This is a genomic window from Pseudomonas sp. OF001, from assembly GCF_904426495.1.
GTDB lineage: Bacteria > Pseudomonadota > Gammaproteobacteria > Pseudomonadales > Pseudomonadaceae > Geopseudomonas.
In genome coordinates this window covers 103,993-124,594 of sequence record NZ_CAJGBM010000034.1, presented here as the reverse complement: position 1 = coordinate 124,594, position 20,602 = coordinate 103,993, and the positions used below count along the sequence as shown (strand labels likewise).

Genomic DNA, 20,602 nt, shown 5'->3' with positions numbered 1-20,602 from the left:
CATTGGACACTTCGCATCAGCGTCAGGCGTTCGCCGGGCGCATCGTCCTGCTCGGCTTCGGCTGCATCGGCCAGGGGGTGCTGCCGCTGCTGCTGCGCCACATCGCCCTGCGCCCGGCGCAGCTGGTGATTCTCGCCGCCGACGCCGAGGGTTTCGCCGCGGCCGAGCAGGCCGGCATCGCCCATCGCCAGCTGGCGCTCACCCCGGCCAACTACCGCACGGCGCTCGAGCCGCTGCTCGATCCGGGCGACTTCCTGCTCAACCTGTCGGTGGACGTCAGCAGCGTGGCGCTGATCGCGCTGTGCCGCGAGCGCGGCGCCCTCTATCTGGACGCCTGCATCGAGCCCTGGGCCGGCGGTTACGTCGACCGCCGCCTGCCGGCGGCGCAGCGCAGCAACTACGCCCTGCGCGAGGCGGCGCTGGCGCTGCGCCGGAGCGATGCGCCCGGGCCGACCGCGGTGCTGGCCCACGGTGCCAATCCGGGGCTGGTATCGCACCTGGTGAAGATGGCGCTGCTCGAACTGGCCGCCGGCAACGGCATGGCGCAGCCGGCGCCGGCCAGCCGCACGGAGTGGGCGCGCCTGGCGCAGCGCCTGGGCGTTCGCGTCATCCACGTCGCTGAGCGCGACTGGCAGGTGGACCGCCAGCGCAAGGTGCCGGACGAGTTCGTCAACACCTGGTCGGTGCCCGGCTTCGTCAGCGAGCTGCTGCAGCCGGTCGAGCTGGGCTGGGGCAGCCACGAGCGTCACCTGCCCGCCGACGGCCGTCGCCACGCCGGGGGCAGCCAGGCGGCCATCTACCTGGAGCGTCCGGGCGCGGCCACCCGGGTGCGCAGCTGGACGCCGCTGGCCGGTCCTTACCACGGCTTCCTGATCAGCCACGGCGAGGCGATCTCCATCGCCGACTACTTCACCCTGGGGACGGACGATGCCCCCGAGTACCGGCCGACCGTGCTCTATGCCTATCACCCCTGCGACGACACCGTGCTGTCGCTGGACGAACTGGCCGGGCGCAACTGGCAGCTGCAGCCGCGGCTACGCGTGCTGCGCGACGGTATCGTCTCCGGCGTCGACGAGCTGGGCGTGCTGCTGCTCGGTCACGACGACGGAGCCTACTGGTACGGCTCGCGGCTGTCCGTCGAGCAGGCCCGTGCGCTGTGTCCGGCCAACGGCCCGACCAGCCTGCAGGTGACGGTGGGCGTCGTCGCCGGGGTGCTCTGGGCGATGCGCAACCCGGCCTGCGGGGTGGTCGAGCCCGACGAGATGCCCTTCGAGGAGATCCTCGACTTCTGCCGGCCCTACCTCGGCGAGCTGGTCGGCGCGTTCAGCGACTGGACGCCGCTGGAGGGGCGCGGCTGGCTGTTCGACGAGGACCTCGACACGGACGACCCCTGGCAGTTCAAGAATTTCCGCGTGCAGTAGGGTGCGCCGTGCGCACCATGGGTAGTGCCTTGGTGCGCACGGCGCATCCTACTCAGCCATTCAGCTGATCGCTGACGATGCGCCCGTCGACCAGCTGCACGGTGCGCGCGCAGCTGGCCGCCAGGCGCGGGTCGTGGGTGACCACCAGCACCGCGCAGCCGAACTCGCGGTTGAAGCGGCGGAACAGGGTGAACACGCTTTCCGCGGTCTTCGTATCGAGGTTACCGGTCGGCTCGTCGGCCAGCAGCAGCGCCGGGCGGGTGACCAGCGCGCGGGCGATGGCCACCCGCTGCTGCTGGCCGCCGGAGATGCGGTTGGCCTTGCTGGTGGCGAAGCCGGCCAGGCCGACCGCGTGCAGCAGCTCGAGGGCCAGCTCGCGGTCCTCGGCGCGCGGCTTGCCGTGGCGGATCATCAGCGGCATCAGCACGTTGTCCAGCACGCTGAACGCCGGGATCAGGTGGTGGAACTGGAACACGAAGCCGATCGCCTCGTTGCGCAGGCGGGTGCGCGCGCCGTCGTCCAGCTCGCGGGTCGGCTGGCCGAGCAGGTACAGCTCGCCGGCGGTGGGCGAGTCGAGCAGGCCGATGAGGTTGAGCAGGGTGCTCTTGCCCGAGCCGGACGGGCCGATCAGCGCGGTCAGCTCGCCGCGCACCAGACGCAGGTCGATGTCGTGCAGCACCTGCTGCTCCAGCGGCGTGCCGGGGTTGTAGGCCTTGCACAGACCGGCCAGGCGCAGCACTTCCTGGTCGCGTTCGAATTCAGACATAGCGGATCGCCACTGCCGGGTCGTAACGGGCCGCACGGCGCGCCGGCATGGCCGCGGCCAGCACCCCGGTGACGGTGGCCACCGCCATGGCGGTGGGAATCAGCGTCGGGTCGACCGGGATGAAGAACAGCCCGGGGCCGAACACGTTGAACACCTGCACCAGCGACCAGCCGACCAGTCCGCCGAGGCCGGAGCCGGCCAGGCCGAGCAGGCCGCCCTGCAGGAGGAACACGCGCAGGATCTGCCCGCGCGGGCTGCCCATGGCGCGCAGGATGCCGATCTCGCGGGTGCGCTGCACCACGCTGACCGCCAGCACGCTGGCGATGCCGAAGGCCACCGACAGGCCGACGAACAGGCGGATCATCTGGGTGGTCATGGTCTGCGAGCGCAGCGCGTTGAGCAGCTGGCCGTTGGTGGCCATCCAGCTTTCCGCCTTGAGCCCGGTGAGGCGCGCCAGGCGCGTGGCGATGGCCTCGGCCTGGAAGATCTGCTGCACCGCGGTCTCGATCACCGTCACCCCGCCGGGCAGGTCGAGCAGGGTCTGCGCCTGCTTGAGGTCGAGGTAGACGTAGCGCGCGTCCAGCTCGCGCACCTCCAGCTCGAAGATGCCGGAAACGTCGACCACCGCCTCGCGGCCCTCGCCGGCATCCAGGCGCAGCTTGTCGCCGATGCCGAGGCCGAGATCCTCGGCCAGCTCCTTGCCGATCACCGCATGGCCGGCCTCGACCCGGAAGCGTCCGGCGATCAGGTGCGGCTCGATGGGGATGATGCGCTGGTAGCGCGCGGGGTCGATGCCGAGCAGGGCCACCGAGGCGCGCGCCACGCCGCGGCGGGCGATGGCCGGGCCGCTGATCAGCGGCGACACCGCGCGCAGCTGCGGCTGCTGGTCGAGGACGTCGCGCACGTCGGGCCAGTTGACGATGGTGCGCAGGCGCTGGGCGCGCGGGCTTTCCAGGGTCAGCGCCACGGCACCGTCTTGCGGCGGCGGCACGCGGTTGACCTCGTCCGGCGGCAGGATGCGGATGTGCGCCTGGGTGCCGAGGGTGCGTTCGATGACGTTGGCCTGCAGGCCGGTGATCAGCGCGGTGATGAACACGATCACCGCCGAGCCGACGGCGATGCCGACGATGATCAGCAGGCTCTGCAGGCGGTTGTCGGCGAGGAAGCGCAGGGCGATCTTCCATTCGACCCACTGGGTGTCGATCAGGCGCATGGCCTCACTCCGCCACGCCGGCCGGCAGCGGCTGCTCGCGCAGGCGCACGCGCTGGCCGGGCTCGGCGTCGGCGGCGAGCACCAGATCGCCCTCGGCCAGGCCCTCGACCACCTCGCTGAGCGCGGTGCCGCGCAGGCCGAGGGTCACCGCGACCCGCTCGACCTCGCCGCCGCGCACGCGCAGCACCTCGGCGCGCCCGCCGGCGACCGCGCGCAGGGCGTCGTTGGCGATCACCAGGGCGCGCTCGCGGCGCGCGGTCTCGATGCTCACCGAGACGGTCATGCCCTGGCGCAGGAAGCCGGCCGGCTCGGCCAGCTCGAGGTGCACGTCGAGGGTGCCGCGCGCCGGGTCGACCGCCGGGGCCAGCCAGGCGACCCGTGCGGCCAGCACCCGCTCGGGAAAGGCGTCGGCGATCACCTGCGCGCTCTGGCCGAGGGCGAGCGGGGCGAGGCTCTTCTCGTCCAGCGGCAGGAGGATCTCCTGGCTGCCCTGGCGGGCGATTTCCAGCAGGGTATCGCCCGGGCGCACCAGGTCGCCGGGCTCGACGTTGCGGGTCTGCACGCTGCCTTCGACCTGGGCGTGGATCTTCGTCCTGGCCAGCGCGCTGCGCGCCTGTTCCACGCGCTGGCGTGCCTGCTGCTCGGCGCTGCCGCCCTCGGCCAGGGCGGCGGCGGCCAGCTGCGCGCGGTCGCGGGCGGCGCGCGCGGCCACCTCGGCGTGGCGGGCCTGGTCGCGGTCCTCGGCGGACAGCAGCTGGCGGGCGAACAGCGTCTCGCGCCGCTGGCGCTCGCTGCCGGCGCGCTGCAGCTGGCTCTCGGCCTCGCGCAGCGCCGCGCGCGCCTGCGGGCGCTCGGCGTCGATCAGCTGGCGCAGCGCCGCCTCGGCCTCGCCCAGGCGGGCCCGCTGCTCGCGGTCGTCCAGCTCCAGCAGCAGGTCGCCGGGCTTGACCGCATCGCCCTCGCGCACATGGCGGGCCCTGACCACGCCGGTCAGCTCGCTGCCGATGCGCGCCAGCGACTGGCTGCTGACCTCGCCGCTGGCCACCACGCGCTGCACCAGCGGGCGCGTCTCCAGCCGGTAGCCGGGCAGCGGCGGCCCCTGCCAGTGGCGCCAGGCGAGCAACAGCAGCAGGGCGAGCGGCAGCAGGAGCAGGAGGAGAACGGGACGGGGGCGGAGGGCGGACGACACGGATCACTCCCTGACAGGGCCGTAGGGCGGCAGCTATGGCGGGCAGTGTGCGAGAAAAGCGGGCGGGAGGCTACCGGTCGAGCGTCGCAGGGGCGCCCGGAGCGGGCATCGCCGGGGCGCGCAGCGTCCAGCGCTTGCGCCCCCACGCAGGCGCATGGGAGCGATCATGCCGTGCGGCAGGGCCGGACCTCAGTCCTTCTGCAGCCAGGTCGAGACGAACTTCTCGCCGTACTCTTCCTTCCAGGCCTTGAGCTTCTTGTTGTTGCCGCTCTTGGTTTCCAGCACTTCGCCGGTGACCGGGTTCTTCCACACCTGCAGCTTGCGCACGCGGCGGCCGCCCTGCTGCTCCAGGAGTTCCAGCTCGGGAATATGGATCGGTTGCGGATCGAGGATGTCGACGATGTTCTGCAGTTTGAAACCGTACTCCTGCAGCAGCGCCTTGAGTTTTTCCTCGAATTCCATTTCGTGCTTGAGTTCCTGGTCGTGCTTGAGCGATTCCAGGCGCGCCAGTTGCTCCCTGAGCGCCTGTTCGGCCTTGCGGAATTCCAACAGTTTGGACATCGAGTTTCTCCGGGAAAGGGAATGGGTCGGCAATAGGAAAATCCGCACACGCGAATTACCTGCACTCCCTGCACCTGTTCCCGTTGCGGACAAGAGGCTGCTTTTTATAGAGGCGGCTGCCTGCCGTCAATAGTTTCAATAATAGCGGAGGGAATTGGCGGCAGTGCGGGGGAACTGACGGAATTCCCACACTGCGGCTCTGGACCCGGTGCGGGAGGGCGGAATGCCGGCCGCCAAGCGCGGCCGACATTCGCGGCGTTCAGGGACGCCTCAGTGCAGGCAGCACTGCTTGTATTTCTTGCCGCTGCCGCACGGGCACAGATCGTTGCGGCCGATCTTCGGCGCCTTGGGCTTTTCCGCCTCGGCCATCCAGAAGTCGCGGATGGCGAACACCAGGTCGGGCAGGCTCTCGCGCATTTCCTCCAGTTCCTCCTCGGTCACCTCCTCGCCGTCGTCCAGCGAGAAGGCGCCGCTGAGCAGCATGAACGGCAGCAGCAGCTCCGGCTGGGCGTCGCGCAGGGCCTGCCAGTCCTTGTCGCGCAGCTCGACGCCGCGCATGTAGCCGTAGCACCACTCGTCCACCAGCACTTCTTCGCTGCCGTCCTCGTCGCCGATCTCGTAGATGGGCGCGAAACTTTCCGGGTCCTCGAACAGGCTGTGGGCCAGGGCATTCATGTGGCGCATCAGCAGGTCGGTGAGCTGCTGCAGTTCGGCTTCGGTCTCGAACTTCGGCAACTTGCCGCGCCACAGCGCCGGCAGCCACTCCGCCGGCGAAATCGGATTGAGGCCGGTGAGCACCGCGGTGAGGAAGCCGTCCAGCTCGGAAACGCTGAACACGCAATCCACTTCCTCGCCGTCCTTGCCATGCTCCTGCTCGGCCTTTTCCGAATAGCTGAACAGCAGTTCGTTCAGCTGGTCGATTTCCGCCTCGTCGAGGGGCTTTTCATAGTCTTGCATGGGATTTTCCTGGGTATGGATGGGCGCGGCGGAAACTGGCGATCCGCCGCGCCGGGAGATGCGTCGCGCGCATCGGTTGCGGTCGTGGCCGGCGGCCCTGTCCGGCAACTACTTCTGCTGCTTGTCCATCAGCGACTTGAGGTTGGCGAACGGATTGTGCTTCACCTGTGGCGACTTCTCGCCGGGAATCACCGCGCTGCCATTCTCGCCGTTGTAGATGGAGTACTTGGAGTGTTCGTGGTCGTGGCAATACAGGCAGAGCAACTCCCAGTTGCTGCCGTCGGCCGGATTGTTGTCGTGGTTGTGGTCGATATGGTGGACGGTCAGCTGGCTCAGGTTGGAATAGGTGAATTCCCGCGCGCAGCGGCCGCAGACCCACGGATACATCTTCAGCGCCTTGTCGCGATAACCCGCCTCGCGCTGCCTGTAGCTGGCACTGCTGCCCGTTCTGTCCGACATGGTGATAACCCGCACTTTCTTTCTGGAGATGGATGAGGCGGCGCCGTGCGGCGCCACCGCCTGCGCCGAGTGTTGGCCATGTGCGCCGCCCAGGCAAGAGGGGCCGATGCCCGGCTCAGTACAGCCAGGGCTTGAGCGCCTCCAGGTTGGCTACCTGCAGCTGCTGCGCCGCCGGATTGGGGTGCAGCTTGGTCGGATCGAGCTGGTAGCGCTGCAGCACGTACTGCACCAGCGCGCCGCGGGTCGGCAGCACCAGGCGACCGCCCTGCATGGCGTAGTCGCTCTCGGTGATCGCCTTCTGCTCCGCCAGCAGGCGAGCATCCGGCTCGAGGATCACGTCGACCCGGGTGTTCCAGCCCGGATCGTAGTCGCGGCCCTGCGCCGTGCGGTCGAGCAGCTCCGGCGTGCCGCGGAAGCGGCTGAGCACGAAGTCGCGCCAGTCGCGGTTCTTCTCGCAGTAGGCGCGCACGTGCCAGCGCATGCCGGTGAACACCAGGGTGTGCGGGGCGATCACCCGCACCTCGACCCGCGGGGTGTTGAACGACACGTACTCGGCCTCCAGGCGCAGCCCCTCGCGGCAGGCGCGCAGCAGCGGGCGCAGCACTTCCGGGCGCACGCTGCGGTCGGGCAGCTCGACCACCTCGCTGTGCGCATAGCTGCGTTCCAGGCCCTCGATGTGCGGGGCGCGCTCGCGGCTCTGGTTGAGCAGGTGCAGGTAGGCGCTGGCGCTGGTGTCGATGAAGCGCGGGCGGAACTGGCGGGTCGGCGCGTAGCCCTTCAGGCGGGCGTCATATGTCAAGTTTCTTGGCGCATGTTCCCGGATGTAGCTGTTGATGTCCTTGCTCGCCTGCTGGCGGGAAATGCCGAAGCCCTGCATCAGGTGCTGGGTGGTCAGCCGCCCTTCCCACAGGGCGATGGTCTCGATCAGCCGGTAGCGCATGGCCAGATCCCAGCGGATCTCGTCCAGCGCGGGTCGTCCCTTCATCTTGCCTCCATGTGCGCCAAAACTTTACCTGTGTACTTCTACAGGATGGACCTGTCGCCTGAAGCTACATAGGGTGGCGGCGTCAGGCAAGCACAAGCGGGCGCGGCAGGAGATGACGACATGCGCAGGATTCCCACACTGGTCACCGCCATGCAGCGGCTCGGCGCCCCCGCCCAGGCCGCCGCGGCGACCGCCCAGCCACCCATCCGCCAGCATCGGGAGCCGTCCGCGATAAAGCACAGCGAGCGGCTGTCCCGCGCCTTCGGCTATGCCGCCCACGTGCACGCCGGCCAGCTGCGCAAGGGCACCGCGGTGCCCTACATCTCCCACCCGCTGGCGGTCAGCGCCCTGGTGCTGGAGTACGGCGGCGACGAGGACCAGGCCATCGCCGCCCTGCTGCACGACGTGGTCGAGGACGGCGGCCACCAGCACGCCTCGCAGATCAACCAGTACTTCGGCGAACGGGTGCTGCGCATGGTGCTCGACTGCACCGATGCCCTCGACCAGGGCGAGCCCGAGTGGCGGGCGCGCAAGCAGCGCTACCTGGCCCATCTCGCCGAGGTCGGTGCCGACTCGCTGCTGGTCAACGCCTGCGACAAGCTGCACAACGCCCGCTGCATCCTGCACGACCTGGAGCGGTTCGGCCCCGCGAGCCTCGAGCGCTTCAGCGGCGGCCGCGAAGGAGTGCTGTGGTACTACCGCAGCCTGGGCGAGCTGTTCGCCCGCCGCGAGGCGCTGCCGGCTGCGGCGCTGGGCGCGGTGGTGGCGGGAGTCGTCGCTCTGGCCGGCTGAGCGCGGTCAGCCGGCCGGCAGGCGCAGTGCCGGGCTGTAGCGCAGCATGTCGAGCAGCGCGTCGACCAGCGCGCCGGCTTCCTGGTCGAGGGCGAAGCTGTCCGGGCGCAGCAGCCAGTTGTTGATCAGGCCGTGGATGTAGGCATGCATGCCGATGGCGGCGCGGGTCAGGTCGAGGTCGGCGGGCAGCTGGCCGCGGCTGATGGCGTTGCGCAGCGACAGGGCGATGTCGCGGTCGATCTCGTCGCCGGTGGCCTGCAGCAGCTCGCGCAGGCTTTCCTGGTCGCCGGCCAGTTCGCACTTGTGGTGGAAGATCTCGTTGACCCGGCGCTGCTGGGGGTCGTGCACCGTCTTGCACAGGAAGTGCACGAGAATGTTGCGGATCTGGCCGAGCGGGTCGGCCTCGTCGGGATTGCGGGCGGCGGAGCAGACCACCTTGTTGGCGTCATGCTGGCGGGTGAGCAGGGCGTTGAACACGTCGGCCTTGCTGGTGAAGTGCCAGTACACCGCGCCACGGGACACCCCGGCGTCGGCGGCGATGTCGGCCATGGTGGTGTGGGCGACCCCCTTGGCGGCGAACACGCGCTCGGCGCTGTCGAGGATCTGTTGCCGAGTGGCTTCGGCTTCTTCTTTGGTTCTGCGAGCCATGCGGAGGTCTCTGGGCCTGTGGCGGATTGTGACTTCCCTGTGGTGTCGAGGGCGCGCAGTCTCACAAAAAACGCTGCTGGCGGCGAGCGGGGTTCTGGCGCGATCTTCCGGGCGTGCGAGTGGATACTTGCAATTCTGCGAATTTACAAACAGACGCGAATGTAAGTATAGTGCCTGGCACTGGAGATGCAATCTCCTCCCCGATTCCAACCTTGCTTGTGCACAACGAATTCGAGGCTTTCCGATGAATAGCTCCTCCGCACGCGCGACGCTGGGCGCCTCCGCCCTGCTGTCGCTTTTGCTGTTGGCCGGCTGCCAGAAGGAGGCGGCGCCGCAGCAGGCCCGCCCGGCGCCGCAGGTAGGCGTGGTGACCCTCGAGGCGCAGCCGTTCACCCTGACCAGCGAGCTGCCGGGACGCACCGCGGCCTACCGGATCGCCGAGGTGCGTCCGCAGGTCGACGGCATCGTGCTCAAGCGCCTGTTCGCCGAGGGCCGCGAGGTCAAGGCCGGCCAGCAGCTGTACCAGATCGACCCGGCGACCTACGAGGCGACCCTGAAGAGCGCCGAGGCCACCCTGCTGTCGAGCCGTTCGCTGGCCGAGCGCTACAAGGTGCTGGTGGCCGACCAGGCGGTCAGCCGCCAGCAGTACGACGAGGCGCGCGCCGCCCAGCTGCAGGCCGAGGCGGCGCTGGAGAAGGCGCGCATCGACCTGCGCTACACCAAGGTGCTGGCGCCGATCGGCGGGCGCATTGGCCGCTCGGCGGTGACCGAGGGCGCGCTGGTCAGCAGCGGCCAGGCACAGGAACTGGCGGTGATCCAGCAGCTCGATCCGATCTACGTCGACGTCACCCAGCCGGCCACCGAGCTGCTGCGCCTGCGTCGCGAGCTGGCCGCCGGCCAGCTGGAGAAGGCCGGCGACACCGCCGCCAGGGTGAGCCTGAGCCTGCCCGACGGCAGCGCCTACGCCCACGACGGACGCCTGGAGTTCTCCGAGGTGTCGGTAGATCCGGGCACCGGCTCGGTGACCCTGCGCGCGGTGTTCCCCAACCCGCAGCACGAGCTGCTGCCGGGGATGTTCGTCCAGGCGCGGCTGCAGACCGGCAGCAAGAGCGCGGCGATCCTCGCCCCGCAGCAGGGCGTGACGCGCAACGCCAAGGGCGAGGCGGTGGCCATGGTGGTCAATGCCGAGAACAAGGTCGAGGTGCGCACCCTCAAGGCCGAGCGCACCGCCGGCAGCTTCTGGCTGGTCAGCGAGGGCCTCGAGGCCGGCGACCGGCTGATCACCGAGGGCCTGCAGTTCATCAAGCCGGGCGTCGAGGTCAAGGTGCAGGCGGCGAGCAACGTGCCGGCGCTGGGCAAGCCTGCCGAGAGCCAGCCGGCCGCCCAGCAGCAGTCGGCCCAGGGCCGTTAAGGGGATAGCGCCATGTCCAGATTCTTCATCGACCGGCCGATCTTCGCCTGGGTGATCGCCCTGGTGATCATGCTGGCCGGCGGCCTGTCGATCCTCAAGCTGCCGATCAACCAGTACCCGAGCATCGCCCCGCCGGCGGTGGGCATTTCCGTGAGCTACCCGGGCGCCTCGGCGCAGACGGTGCAGGACACCGTGGTGCAGGTGATCGAGCAGCAGCTCAACGGCATCGACGGCCTGCGCTACATCTCCTCGGAGAGCAACTCCGACGGCAGCATGACCATCACCGCCACCTTCAACCAGGGCGTCGATCCCGACATCGCCCAGGTGCAGGTGCAGAACAAGCTGCAGCTGGCCACCCCGCTGCTGCCGCAGGAGGTCCAGCAGCAGGGCATCCGCGTCACCAAGGCGGTGCGCAACTTCCTGCTGGTGATCGGCCTGGTGTCCGAAGACGGCAGCATGGACCGCAACGACCTGGCCGACTACATCGTCTCCAACATCCAGGACCCGCTGTCGCGGACCCGCGGCGTCGGCGACTTCCAGGTGTTCGGCGCCCAGTACGCCATGCGCATCTGGCTCGATCCGGCCCGGCTGAACAACTACGCGCTGACTCCGGTGGACGTGAAGAGCGCCATCCAGGCGCAGAACGTGCAGGTGTCCTCCGGCCAGCTCGGCGGCCTGCCGGCCTCGCCGGGCCAGCAGCTGACCGCCACCATCATCGGCAAGACCCGCCTGCAGACCCCCGAGCAGTTCCGCGACATCCTGCTCAAGGTCAACGCCGACGGCTCGCAGGTGCGCCTGAAGGACGTCGCCCGCGTCGAGCTGGGCGGCGAGAACTACAGCATCAGCGCCGAGTACAACGGCCTGCCGGCCACCGGCATCGCGGTCAAGCTGGCCACCGGCGCCAACGCGCTGGACACCGTGGCCGCGGTGCGCCAGACCCTCGACGAGCTGGAGCCGTTCTTCCCGCCGGGGATGAAGGCGGTCTATCCGTACGACACCACGCCGGTGATCTCGGCGTCGATCATGGGGGTGGTGACCACCCTGTTCGAGGCTATCGGCCTGGTGTTCCTGGTGATGTACCTGTTCCTGCAGAACTTCCGCGCCACCCTGATCCCGACCCTGGCGGTGCCGGTGGTGCTGCTCGGCACCTTCGGCATCCTCGCGGCGTTCGGTTTCAGCATCAACACCCTGACCATGTTCGCCATGATCCTCGCCATCGGCCTGCTGGTCGACGACGCCATCGTGGTGGTGGAGAACGTCGAGCGGGTGATGAGCGAGGAGGGGCTGTCGCCGCTGGAGGCCACCCGCAAGTCGATGGGGCAGATCCAGGGCGCGCTGGTCGGCATCGGCCTGGTACTGTCGGCGGTGTTCGTGCCGATGGCGTTCTTCCCCGGCTCCACCGGGGTGATCTACCAGCAGTTCTCCATCACCATCGTCTCGGCCATGGCGCTGTCGGTGCTGGTCGCGCTGGTGTTCACTCCGGCGCTGTGCGCCACCCTGCTCAAGCCGATCGCCAAGGGCGCGCACCATGAGAAGAAGGGCTTCTTCGGCTGGTTCAACCGCAGCTTCCAGCGTGGCGTGCAGGGCTACGAGCGCGGCGTCAAGGCGGTTCTGCGGCGCAAGGCGCCCTACCTGCTGATGTACCTGGTGATCGTCGGCGTGATGGCCTGGATGTTCACCCGCATCCCCACCTCGTTCCTGCCGGAGGAGGACCAGGGCGTGCTGTTCGCCCAGGTGCAGACCCCGGCCGGCTCCAGCGCCGAGCGCACCTACGAGATGGTCCGCCAGATGCGCGAGTACCTGCTCGAGGAGGAGGGCGAGGTGGTCAAGTCGGTGTTCACCGTCAACGGCTTCAACTTCGCCGGCCGCGGGCAGAGCTCGGGCATGGCGTTCATCAACCTCAAACCGTGGAGCGAGCGCACCGAGCCGGGCCAGGGCGTGTTCGAGCTGGCGCAGCGCGCCCAGCAGCGCTTCTTCGGCTTCCGCGACGCCATGGTGTTCGCCTTCGCCCCGCCGGCGGTGATGGAGCTGGGCAATGCCACCGGCTTCAACGTGTTCCTCCAGGACCGCGCCGGCGTCGGCCACCAGGTGCTCAGCCAGGCGCGCGACCAGTTCCTCCAACTGGCCGGGCAGAACCCCAAGCTGGCCGGCGTGCGCCCCAACGGCCTGCGCGACGAGCCGCAGTACCAGTTGCTGATCGATGACGAGAAGGCGCGTGCCCAGGGCGTGTCGCTGGCCGAGATCGACCAGACCCTGTCGATCGCCTGGGGCGGCAGCTACGTCAACGACTTCATCGACCGCGGCCGGGTGAAGAAGGTCTACCTGCAGGGCGAGGCCTCCGCGCGGATGAATCCCGAGGACCTCGACAAGTGGTTCGTGCGCAACGCCGAGGGCCAGATGGTGCCGTTCAGCGCCTTCGCCAGCGGCCAGTGGATCTACGGCCCGCCCAAGCTGTCGCGCTACAACGGCGTGTCGGCGATGGAGATCCTCGGCGCCGCCGCCCCGGGCTACAGCTCGGGCGAGGCGATGGCCGAGGTGGAGAAGATCGCCGCCGAGCTGCCGCCGGGCGTCGGCCTGGCCTGGACCGGGCTGTCCTACGAGGAGCGTCTGGCCGGCGACCAGGCTACCGCGTTGTACGCCCTGTCGCTGTTGGTGGTGTTCCTCTGCCTGGCGGCGCTGTACGAGAGCTGGTCGATCCCGTTCTCGGTGATGCTGGTGGTGCCGCTGGGGGTGATCGGCGCGCTGCTGGCCACCTACGGTCGCGGCCTGTCCAACGACGTGTACTTCCAGATCGGCCTGCTCACCACCATCGGCCTGTCGGCGCGCAACGCGATCCTCATCGTCGAGTTCGCCAAGTCGCTGCACGAGCAGGGCATGAGCCTGGTCGACGCCGCGGCGGAGGCCTGCCGCATGCGTCTGCGGCCGATCGTGATGACCTCGCTGGCGTTCATCCTCGGCGTGGTGCCGCTGGCCGTCTCCAGCGGCGCCGGCGCCGGCAGCAAGCACGCCATCGGCACCGGGGTGATCGGCGGCATGCTCTCCGCGCTGGTGCTGGCGATCTTCTGGATCCCGCTGTTCTACGTACTGGTCTGCTCGCTGACCGAGCGCAAGCGCAAGCCGGGCGTGCAGGCCGAGAAGGAGTCCGCGCTGTGAACAAGTCGATCCTGACCCTGAGCCTCCTGCTGGGCCTCGGCGGCTGCTCGCTGATACCCGACTACCAGCGCCCCGAGGCGCCGGTGGCCGCCGCCTGGCCGTCCGAGGGCGTGTATGCCGGTGCGGCGGGCAGCGCGGCGAGCGCGCTGCCCGCCTGGCGCGGCTTCTTCCGCGACCCGGCGCTGCAGCGTCTTATCGAGGTGGCGCTGGACAACAACCGCGACCTGCGCGTGGCGGCGCTCAACGTGCAGGCCTACCAGGCGCTGTACCGCATCCAGCGCGCCGAGCTGTTCCCGCAGCTCGACGCCCGCGGCAGCGGCACCCGCCAGCGCCTGCCGGCCGACCTGACCCGCACCGGCTCCGCCGCGACCAACGGCGAGTACGGCGCCACCGTCGGCGTCACCGACTGGGAACTGGACCTGTTCGGTCGCCTGCGCAGCCTCAACCAGGCGGCGCTGGAGCAGTACTTCGCCACCGAGCAGGCGCGGCGCAGCACGCAGATCGGCCTGGTGGCCAGCGTCGCCGACGCCTGGCTGCGTCTGCAGGCCGACCGCGAGCTGCTGGCGCTCAGCGAGGAGACCCTGAAGACCTACGAGCAGAGCCTGGCGCTGACCCAGCGCAGCTTCGACGTCGGCGTCGCCTCGGCGCTGGAGCTGAGCCAGTCGCGCAGCGCGGTGGAGGGCGCGCGGGTCAACGTCGCCCAGTACCAGCGCCTGCTCGCCCAGGACCACAACGCCCTGCAGCTGCTGCTCGGCAGTGCGCTGCCGGCCGACCTGCCGGCGGCCGCGCCGCTGGAGCAGGTGCAACTGGCCGAGCTGCCGGTGGGCCTGCCCTCCGACCTGCTGCAGCGGCGCCCGGACATCCTCGCCGCCGAGCACCAGCTCAGGGCGGCCAACGCCGACATCGGTGCGGCGCGCGCGGCGTTCTTCCCGAGCATCGGCCTGACCGCCCGCGCCGGCAGCGCCAGCACCGAGCTGTCCGGACTGTTCAAGGGCGGCAGCGGCACCTGGCTGTTCCAGCCGTCGATCAACCTGCCGATCTTCACCGCCGGCAGCCTCAAGGGCAGCCTGGACTACGCCAGGCTGCAGAAGCAGGTCGAGGTGGCGCAGTACGAGCAGGCGATCCAGACCGCGTTCAGCGAGGTCGCCGACGGCCTCGCCGCGCGCAGCACCTACGTCGCGCAGCTCGCGGCGCAGCGCCAGCTGGTGGCGGCCAACGCCGAGTACCGGCGCCTGGCCGAGCGCCGCTACCGCACCGGGGTCGACAGCCAGCTGACCCTGCTCGACGCCCAGCGCCAGCTGTTCGGCTCGCAGCAGCAACTGATCGGCGACCGCCTGGCCCAGCTGTCCAGCGAGATCGCTCTGTTCAAGGCGCTCGGCGGCGGGGTGGAGTAACGTCGGGCCACGCATGGCGCGGCAGTCCCCGGCAGAAGGCGCCCCTCGCGGGCGCCTTCTGCGTTTCTGGCCGCTACTCGCGCTCGGCCAGCAGCAGGATGTTGCGCGGGGTCAGCCGGTAGTCGCAGAACTGGCCGAGCTGTACCCGATAGCCCTGCTCCTCCAGGTACAGCGCCCGGTCCAGCAGCAGCCACAGCTCCAGCGGCCGGCGGAACAGGCCGCGCACCAGCTCGAGGTTGCGCACCGCGGCCAGGCGCTGCCAGCCGGCGGCCTCCAGCGCCGTCCAGTCGCGCTCGCCGGGTGCCGGCAGCTCCTTCAGTTCGGCCAGTTCGCGGCACCAGGCGGCGAACGGCTTGTCCAGCCAGGCCGGCGCCAGCGAGGGCACCGGCAGGTAGTCGTCCACCCCGCGCAGCTCGCGCTGCAGCAGGTCGAAGGCCAGTCGGCGGGCCATCGACTGGTCGCGCTGGCGGCGTACCCGCGCCCCGGCGGTGACCGTCTCGGCCAGCGGCAGGCGCAGGTCGTCGCGGCTGAGATGCAGCGCCGAGGCCTGCGCCGGCTGCGACAGCGGCCGGTAGACGTCGGTGGCGATACGGTTGTAGCAGCAGGGCGCTACCGCCAGCTGGCGGCAGCCCTTGGCGCTGGCCAGCTCCAGCAGGCGCACGTGCAGCTCGCCGCAGGCGTGCAGGGCCACCGGGGTGTGCCCAGCTTGCAGGCGTTCGCTGGCGCCGGCGGCCAGCACGTCCTGTTCGAGGTGCCGCGCCGGCAGGGCGAGGCGATCGCTGAGGCGCTGGCCGTCCGCGACCAGCGCGGCGTCGTATTCCAGGCAGGTCAGCGGCGTGCCGGCGTGGGCCAGGCGGCGGCCCAGGTGGCCCTTGCCGGAGCACCAGTCCAGCCAGTGGCGCGGCGGCTCGCGGAACTGCAGGCGGCTGGCGAAGGCGTCGATCTGCTGCCACTTGCGTCCCGGCACGTCGACGCTGAACTGCGCCGGCAACGGCGCCACGGCGCCAGCCGGCAGGTCGCCGACCGCGGCCAGCTGCGCGGCGTGCGCGGCCAGCTGCGGGAAGGGCGCCGGGGCGTCCAGTTGCTCGGGGTGGTTGTGCACCGCGTCGGCCTGCTCCAGCGTGCGTCCGCGCAGCCAGGCGGCCAGCGCGGGGTAGTCGCGCTCCCAGCCGAGGGTCAGGGCGGTGAACGGCTTGTCGCGCCACAGCATCTGGTGTTCGCGCAGGAAGGCGTCCAGCTCGGCGAAGCGCTGGCGCAGCAGGGGGCCTTGGAGGATGTCGGACACGGCGGGCGGCGACGGGCAGTGGGCGGGCGGCGATTATAGCGGCGACGTGGTGCGCATGGCGCACCCTACGGTTCGGCGGTGGTCGCCGGTAGGGTGCGCCGCGCGCCCCAGGGCACCGCTTCTCAGCGGGCGCGCGCCGCGTCGATGCGCAGCCAGCGCTCGATGCCGCGGAAGATCCAGGTCAGGCCGATGGTGATGACCAGGTACAGCGCCCCGGCGTAGACGAAGAAGAACATCTGCTCGTAGGTGCGCGAGCTGATGGTGCGCGCCATGCCCATGATGTCGTAGAGGGTCACGGTGTAGACCACCGCGCTGGCCTTGAGCATCAGGATCACTTCGTTGGTGTAGGCCGGCAGGCCGATGCGTGCGGCGCGCGGCAGGATGATGTGCCACAGCGCCTGGCGCTGCGACATGCCCAGCGCGCGCGCCGCCTCCACCTCGCCGACCGGCACGGCGTGGATCGCGCCGCGCATGATCTCGGCGATGTAGGCCGCGGTGTGCAGGGTCATGGTCGCCAGCGCGCACCAGTACGGGTCGCGCAGGAATGGCCACAGCGCGCTCTTGCGCACCTCCGGGAACTGCGCCAGGCCGTAGTAGACGATGAACAGCTGCAGCAACAGCGGGGTGCCGCGGAAGAAGAAGATGTACGCCGAGGGCAGCGCGCGCACATGCCAGTGCCGCGAGGCGCGGGCGATGCCCAGCGGCAGGGCGACGATCAGCCCGGCGACCACGGCGATCGCCACCAGCTCGAGGGTCAGGGCGACGCCGTCGAGCATCTTCGGGGTCCATTTGACCAGCAGTTCCCAGCCGCTCATAGCTCGTTCCTCGCGATGCCGCGGCCGGCGCGTTTTTCCAGCTGGTGCAGGACCAGCATGACGATCACGGTGAGGCCGAGGTAGATGGCCGCGGCGCTCATGTAGAAGGTGAAGGGGGCCTTGGTGGCGTTGGAGGCGACGCTCGCCTTGCGCATGATCTCCTCCAGCGAGATCAGCGACACCAGCGCGGTGTCCTTGAGCAGGATCATGTACAGGTTGCCGAGGCCGGGCAGCGCGGTGCGCCACAGCTGCGGCAGGATGATGCGCCAGAAGATCCGCAGGCCGGACAGGCCGAGTGCCTGGCCCGCCTCGCGCTGGCCCTTGGGAATGGCCAGCAGCGCGCCGCGGAACACCTCGGTGGCGTAGGCGCCGAAGCACAGGCCCAGCGCCAGGGTGCCGGCGGCGAACGGATTCAGTGCCAGCTCGGGGTAGCCGAACGCCGCGCCGACGGCGTTGAGGCCGCTCACCGTGCCGTAGTAGATCATCAGCACCCACAGGGTTTCCGGCACGCCGCGCACCAGCGTGGTGTAGCCGCCGCCGAGCAGGCGCAGGGGCAGGCTGGCCGAGGTCTTGGCCAGGGCGCCGAGCAGGCCGAGGAGCAGCCCGACGCCGACGGCGGCGACGGACAGCTTGATGGTCATCCAGGTGCCGGCGGCCAGCGCCGGCCCGAAGCCTTGAAGGTCAGGAATCATGGTTTGTCGGCGGCGCGCCAGCGTGAAGATGGCGCGCCGCTAGCGGCTCAGTAGATGCTGAAGGGGAAGTACTTGTCGTTGATCTGCTTGTAGGTGCCGTCCTCGACGATCGCCTTGAGGGCGGCGTTGAGCTTGTCGCGCAGGGCGTCGTCGCCCTTGCGCACGGCGAGGCCGATCTTGTCGTCGTCGTACACCGGCTCGCCCTTGAACTCGAAGTCCTTGCCGGCGTCGCTCTTCAGCCATTCCCAGTTGACCAGCTTGTCGGCCAGCACGCCGTCGACGCGGCCGGCGGCCAGGTCGAGGTAGGCGTTTTCCTGGGTGTCGTAGAGCTTCACCTCGACCACGTCGCCGAGGTTGTCCTCCAGCCAGGTGCCGGCGATGGTGGCGCGCTGCGCGCCGATCACCTTGCCGTCGAGGCTGGCCTCGTCGGTCTTGAAGTCGACCGACTTGGGCGCGATGAACTGCAGCTTGTTGGTGTAGTACGGGTCGCTGAAGTCGACCGCCTGCTTGCGCTCGTCGGTGATCGACATGGAAGCGGCGATGAAGTCGAACTTCCTGGCGTTGAGCGCCGGGATGATGCCGTCCCAGTCGGAGGTGACGATCTCGCACTCGGCCTGCATCTTCACGCACAGCGCCTTGGCGATCTCCACGTCGAAGCCGACCACGTTGCCGCTGGCGTCGATCTGGTTGAAGGGCGGGTAGGCGCCTTCGGTGCCGATGCGCAGCTTGTCGGCGGCCAGCGCCGGGGTGGCGAGGACCAGGGCTGCGGCCATGGCCAGCAGCGAGTTGCGGATTTTCATGGGTAGGGCTCCTTGTTTGGCTGTCCGTCGCCCGGCCGCGGCGCGGGCGCGTCGGCCGAGTTGTTATTTGAGGCTAGACATGAACTGGCGGCAGCGCTCCGAGCTCGGGCTGCCGAACACCCGGTCCGGCGGCCCCTGCTCCTCGACCAGGCCCTGGTGGAGGAACACCACCTCGCTGGACACCTGGCGGGCGAAGTTCATCTCGTGGGTGACCAGCAGCATGGTGCGGCCTTCCTCGGCCAGCGCGCGGATCACGTTGAGCACTTCCTGGACCATCTCCGGATCGAGCGCCGAGGTCGGCTCGTCGAACAGGATCACCTTGGGCTCCATGCACAGGGTGCGGGCGATGGCCGCGCGCTGCTGCTGGCCGCCGGACAGTTGGGTCGGGTAGCTGTCGCGCTTGGCGGCGATGCCGACCTTGGCCAGCAGCGCCTCGGCGCGCTCGGTGGCCTCGGCCTTCGACAGGCCGAGCACGCGGCGCGGCGCCTCGATCACGTTGTCGAGGATGGTCATGTGCGGCCACAGGTTGAAGTTCTGGAACACGAAGCCGAGCTGGCTGCGCAGGCGGTTGATCTGCCGGCTGTCGGCGGCGACCAGCGCGCCGTCCTTGCCCGGCTTGAGCCTGAGTTCCTCGCCGGCGACGAAGATCTGCCCCGCGTGCGGGCTTTCCAGCAGGTTGATGCAGCGCAGGAAGGTGGACTTGCCGGAACCGGAGGAGCCGAGGATGGAAATGACGTCGCCGTCGCGCGCGGTCAGCGAGATGCCCTTGAGCACCTCGAGGTCGCCGTAGCGTTTGTGCAGGTTGCGGATTTCCAGTGCCGGAGTGGCTGCGGCCATGGGGGGATTCCTGATGTCGTTGTGCGGATCAAGCTAGCACAGCGGCCGACGCCGTCGCCATGGGGCGCCCGGGCGGCCTGCTGCGGTTTTCTGCGTGCGTTGCCGGGGCGCCTCAGCGCCGCTGCAGCAGCACGCCGCTCTCCATGTGGTGGGTCCAGGGGAACTGGTCGAACAGCGCGCAGCGCACGATGCGGTGGGTGTCGTGCAGCTGGGCGAGGTTGGCGGCCAGGGTCTCGGGGTTGCAGGAGATGTACAGGATGCTGTCGAAGCGCCGGGTCAGCTCGCAGGTGTCCGGGTCCATGCCGGCGCGTGGCGGGTCGACGAACACGCTGCCGAACTGGTAGCCCTTGAGGTCGATGCCGGCCAGGCGGCGGAACGGGCGCACCTCGTTGAGCGCCTGGGTCAGCTCCTCGGCGGACAGGCGCACCAGCTCGATGTTGCCGATGCCGTTGCCTTCGATGTTGGCCAGCGCGGCGTTGACCGAGGTCTTGCTGATCTCGGTGGCCAGCACGCGGCGCACCCGGGTGGCCAGCGGCAGGGTGAAGTTGCCGTTGCCGCAGTAAAGCTCCAGCAGATCGTCGCTGCGCTCGCCGAGGGCGTCGAAGGCCCAGTTGAGCATCTTCTGGCAGACCACGCCGTTGGGCTGGGTGAAGGCGCCTTCCGGCTGGCGGTAGCGGAAGCTCCGCCCGGCCACGCTCAGCTCCTCTTCCACGTAGTCGCGGCCGATGACGATGCGCTTGCCGCGCGAGCGGCCGATCAGGCTGACGCCCAGCTGCGCGGCGACCTGCTCGGCCTCGGCCTGCCAGGCCGCGTCCAGCGGGCGGTGGTAGCACAGGGTGATCAGCGCGTCGCCCGCCAGGGTGGTGAGGAACTCGACCTGGAACAGCTTGTGCAACAGCACCTCGCTGGCCTGCCAGGCGGCCTTCAGCTGCGGCATCAGTTCATTGATGCGCTGGCTGGCCACCGGGAACTGCTCGATCAGCACCGGGGTGTGCTTGTCGCCCTCGAACATCGCGTAGTGGCGGCCGTCCGCCTCGCGCCACAGGCGGAATTCGGCGCGCAGGCGGTAGTGCTCGGCCGGCGAGTCGAACACCTCCGGCTCGGGGGCAGCGAACGGCGCCAGCAGCTCCTGCAGGCGGGCCTTCTTCGCGGCGAGCTGGGCGGCGTAGTGGGTCGGGTCGAGGGAGGGACTGTGCATGGCGGACTCGTGTGCGAAAGGGGAAA

Annotated in this window: 19 protein-coding genes; 5 read left to right on the top strand and 14 right to left on the bottom strand. The window is 69.8% G+C overall.

Translation table 11 applies throughout. The features are described from left to right. The first annotated feature begins 2 nt into the window (after nucleotides 1-2). Nucleotides 3-1,421, top strand: coding sequence for a homospermidine synthase (locus RA210_RS16600; RefSeq protein ID WP_201487326.1), 1,419 nt, complete (start codon nucleotides 3-5; stop codon nucleotides 1,419-1,421). A 52-nt stretch (nucleotides 1,422-1,473) separates the two neighbouring features. Here RA210_RS16600 and RA210_RS16595 read toward each other — a convergent pair whose 3' ends face one another. From RA210_RS16595 to RA210_RS16565, 7 genes are all read right to left on the bottom strand, one after another. Further along, entirely contained in the window at nucleotides 1,474-2,187 is a 714-nt protein-coding gene (locus RA210_RS16595) for an ABC transporter ATP-binding protein (protein WP_201487325.1), read from the bottom strand. Beyond that, nucleotides 2,180-3,400, bottom strand: coding sequence for an ABC transporter permease (locus tag RA210_RS16590; RefSeq protein WP_136491050.1), 1,221 nt, complete (start codon nucleotides 3,398-3,400; stop codon nucleotides 2,180-2,182). Before RA210_RS16590 ends, RA210_RS16595 begins: the two co-directional genes overlap by 8 nt. A 4-nt stretch (nucleotides 3,401-3,404) precedes the next feature. After that, on the bottom strand, nucleotides 3,405-4,589 hold the full coding sequence (locus RA210_RS16585) for an efflux RND transporter periplasmic adaptor subunit (protein WP_201487324.1): 1,185 nt from the start codon (nucleotides 4,587-4,589) through the stop codon (nucleotides 3,405-3,407). Between the two features lie 189 nt (nucleotides 4,590-4,778). Further along, nucleotides 4,779-5,150 carry a histone-like nucleoid-structuring protein, MvaT/MvaU family gene (locus RA210_RS16580; RefSeq protein ID WP_136491227.1) on the bottom strand — a complete coding sequence of 124 codons (372 nt, stop codon included), beginning with the start codon at nucleotides 5,148-5,150 and terminating at the stop codon, nucleotides 4,779-4,781. Between the two features lie 270 nt (nucleotides 5,151-5,420). Then, nucleotides 5,421-6,107 carry a UPF0149 family protein gene (locus RA210_RS16575; RefSeq protein WP_136491226.1) on the bottom strand — a complete coding sequence of 229 codons (687 nt, stop codon included), beginning with the start codon at nucleotides 6,105-6,107 and terminating at the stop codon, nucleotides 5,421-5,423. Between the two features lie 108 nt (nucleotides 6,108-6,215). Next, complete coding sequence (locus RA210_RS16570) at nucleotides 6,216-6,566, bottom strand: YajD family HNH nuclease (protein WP_136491225.1); 351 nt, start codon at nucleotides 6,564-6,566, stop codon at nucleotides 6,216-6,218. 115 nt (nucleotides 6,567-6,681) lie between these two features. Next, nucleotides 6,682-7,551, bottom strand: a complete 870-nt coding sequence (locus RA210_RS16565; RefSeq protein ID WP_201487323.1) for a helix-turn-helix transcriptional regulator — start codon at nucleotides 7,549-7,551, stop codon at nucleotides 6,682-6,684. A 120-nt stretch (nucleotides 7,552-7,671) separates the two neighbouring features. Between RA210_RS16565 and RA210_RS16560 the strand changes: the two genes are divergently transcribed. Then, nucleotides 7,672-8,343, top strand: coding sequence for an HD domain-containing protein (locus RA210_RS16560; protein ID WP_201487322.1), 672 nt, complete (start codon nucleotides 7,672-7,674; stop codon nucleotides 8,341-8,343). Between the two features lie 6 nt (nucleotides 8,344-8,349). Here RA210_RS16560 and RA210_RS16555 read toward each other — a convergent pair whose 3' ends face one another. Further along, a complete protein-coding gene (locus RA210_RS16555) occupies nucleotides 8,350-8,991 on the bottom strand; it encodes a TetR family transcriptional regulator (protein ID WP_136491223.1) in 642 nt (213 codons plus the stop codon). Nucleotides 8,992-9,235: 244 nt separating this feature from the next. Here RA210_RS16555 and RA210_RS16550 point away from each other — a divergent pair, with 244 nt between their 5' ends. From RA210_RS16550 to adeC, 3 genes are read left to right on the top strand one after another with little or no spacing between them, the layout of a single operon-like run. Then, on the top strand, nucleotides 9,236-10,402 hold the full coding sequence (locus RA210_RS16550; protein WP_136491222.1) for an efflux RND transporter periplasmic adaptor subunit: 1,167 nt from the start codon (nucleotides 9,236-9,238) through the stop codon (nucleotides 10,400-10,402). A gap of 12 nt (nucleotides 10,403-10,414) precedes the next feature. Then, the gene (locus RA210_RS16545; RefSeq protein ID WP_201487321.1) at nucleotides 10,415-13,555 is read left to right on the top strand and encodes an efflux RND transporter permease subunit; all 3,141 of its coding nucleotides are present in this window, start codon (nucleotides 10,415-10,417) and stop codon (nucleotides 13,553-13,555) included. Next, on the top strand, nucleotides 13,552-14,949 hold the full coding sequence (gene adeC / locus RA210_RS16540; protein ID WP_201487320.1) for an AdeC/AdeK/OprM family multidrug efflux complex outer membrane factor: 1,398 nt from the start codon (nucleotides 13,552-13,554) through the stop codon (nucleotides 14,947-14,949). Before RA210_RS16545 ends, adeC begins: the two co-directional genes overlap by 4 nt. Before the next feature lie 73 nt (nucleotides 14,950-15,022). On the opposite strand, the gene RA210_RS16535 is transcribed toward adeC, so the two are convergent. From RA210_RS16535 to trmA, 6 genes are all read right to left on the bottom strand, one after another. After that, on the bottom strand, nucleotides 15,023-16,234 hold the full coding sequence (locus RA210_RS16535; protein ID WP_236574786.1) for a methyltransferase: 1,212 nt from the start codon (nucleotides 16,232-16,234) through the stop codon (nucleotides 15,023-15,025). A gap of 122 nt (nucleotides 16,235-16,356) precedes the next feature. After that, on the bottom strand, nucleotides 16,357-17,049 hold the full coding sequence (locus RA210_RS16530) for an ABC transporter permease (RefSeq protein ID WP_136491219.1): 693 nt from the start codon (nucleotides 17,047-17,049) through the stop codon (nucleotides 16,357-16,359). Then, nucleotides 17,046-17,741 (bottom strand): ABC transporter permease, encoded by a 696-nt coding sequence (locus RA210_RS16525; RefSeq protein ID WP_136491218.1) that lies wholly within the window; start codon nucleotides 17,739-17,741, stop codon nucleotides 17,046-17,048. Before RA210_RS16525 ends, RA210_RS16530 begins: the two co-directional genes overlap by 4 nt. Before the next feature lie 47 nt (nucleotides 17,742-17,788). Continuing rightward, complete coding sequence (locus RA210_RS16520) at nucleotides 17,789-18,541, bottom strand: ABC transporter substrate-binding protein (protein ID WP_136491217.1); 753 nt, start codon at nucleotides 18,539-18,541, stop codon at nucleotides 17,789-17,791. A gap of 63 nt (nucleotides 18,542-18,604) precedes the next feature. Next, nucleotides 18,605-19,378: an ABC transporter ATP-binding protein gene (locus RA210_RS16515; protein ID WP_201487319.1), complete on the bottom strand. Its 774-nt coding sequence runs from the start codon at nucleotides 19,376-19,378 to the stop codon at nucleotides 18,605-18,607. 112 nt (nucleotides 19,379-19,490) lie between these two features. Continuing rightward, the gene (gene trmA, locus RA210_RS16510) at nucleotides 19,491-20,576 is read right to left on the bottom strand and encodes a tRNA (uridine(54)-C5)-methyltransferase TrmA (protein ID WP_201487318.1); all 1,086 of its coding nucleotides are present in this window, start codon (nucleotides 20,574-20,576) and stop codon (nucleotides 19,491-19,493) included. Nucleotides 20,577-20,602: the final 26 nt, after the last annotated feature.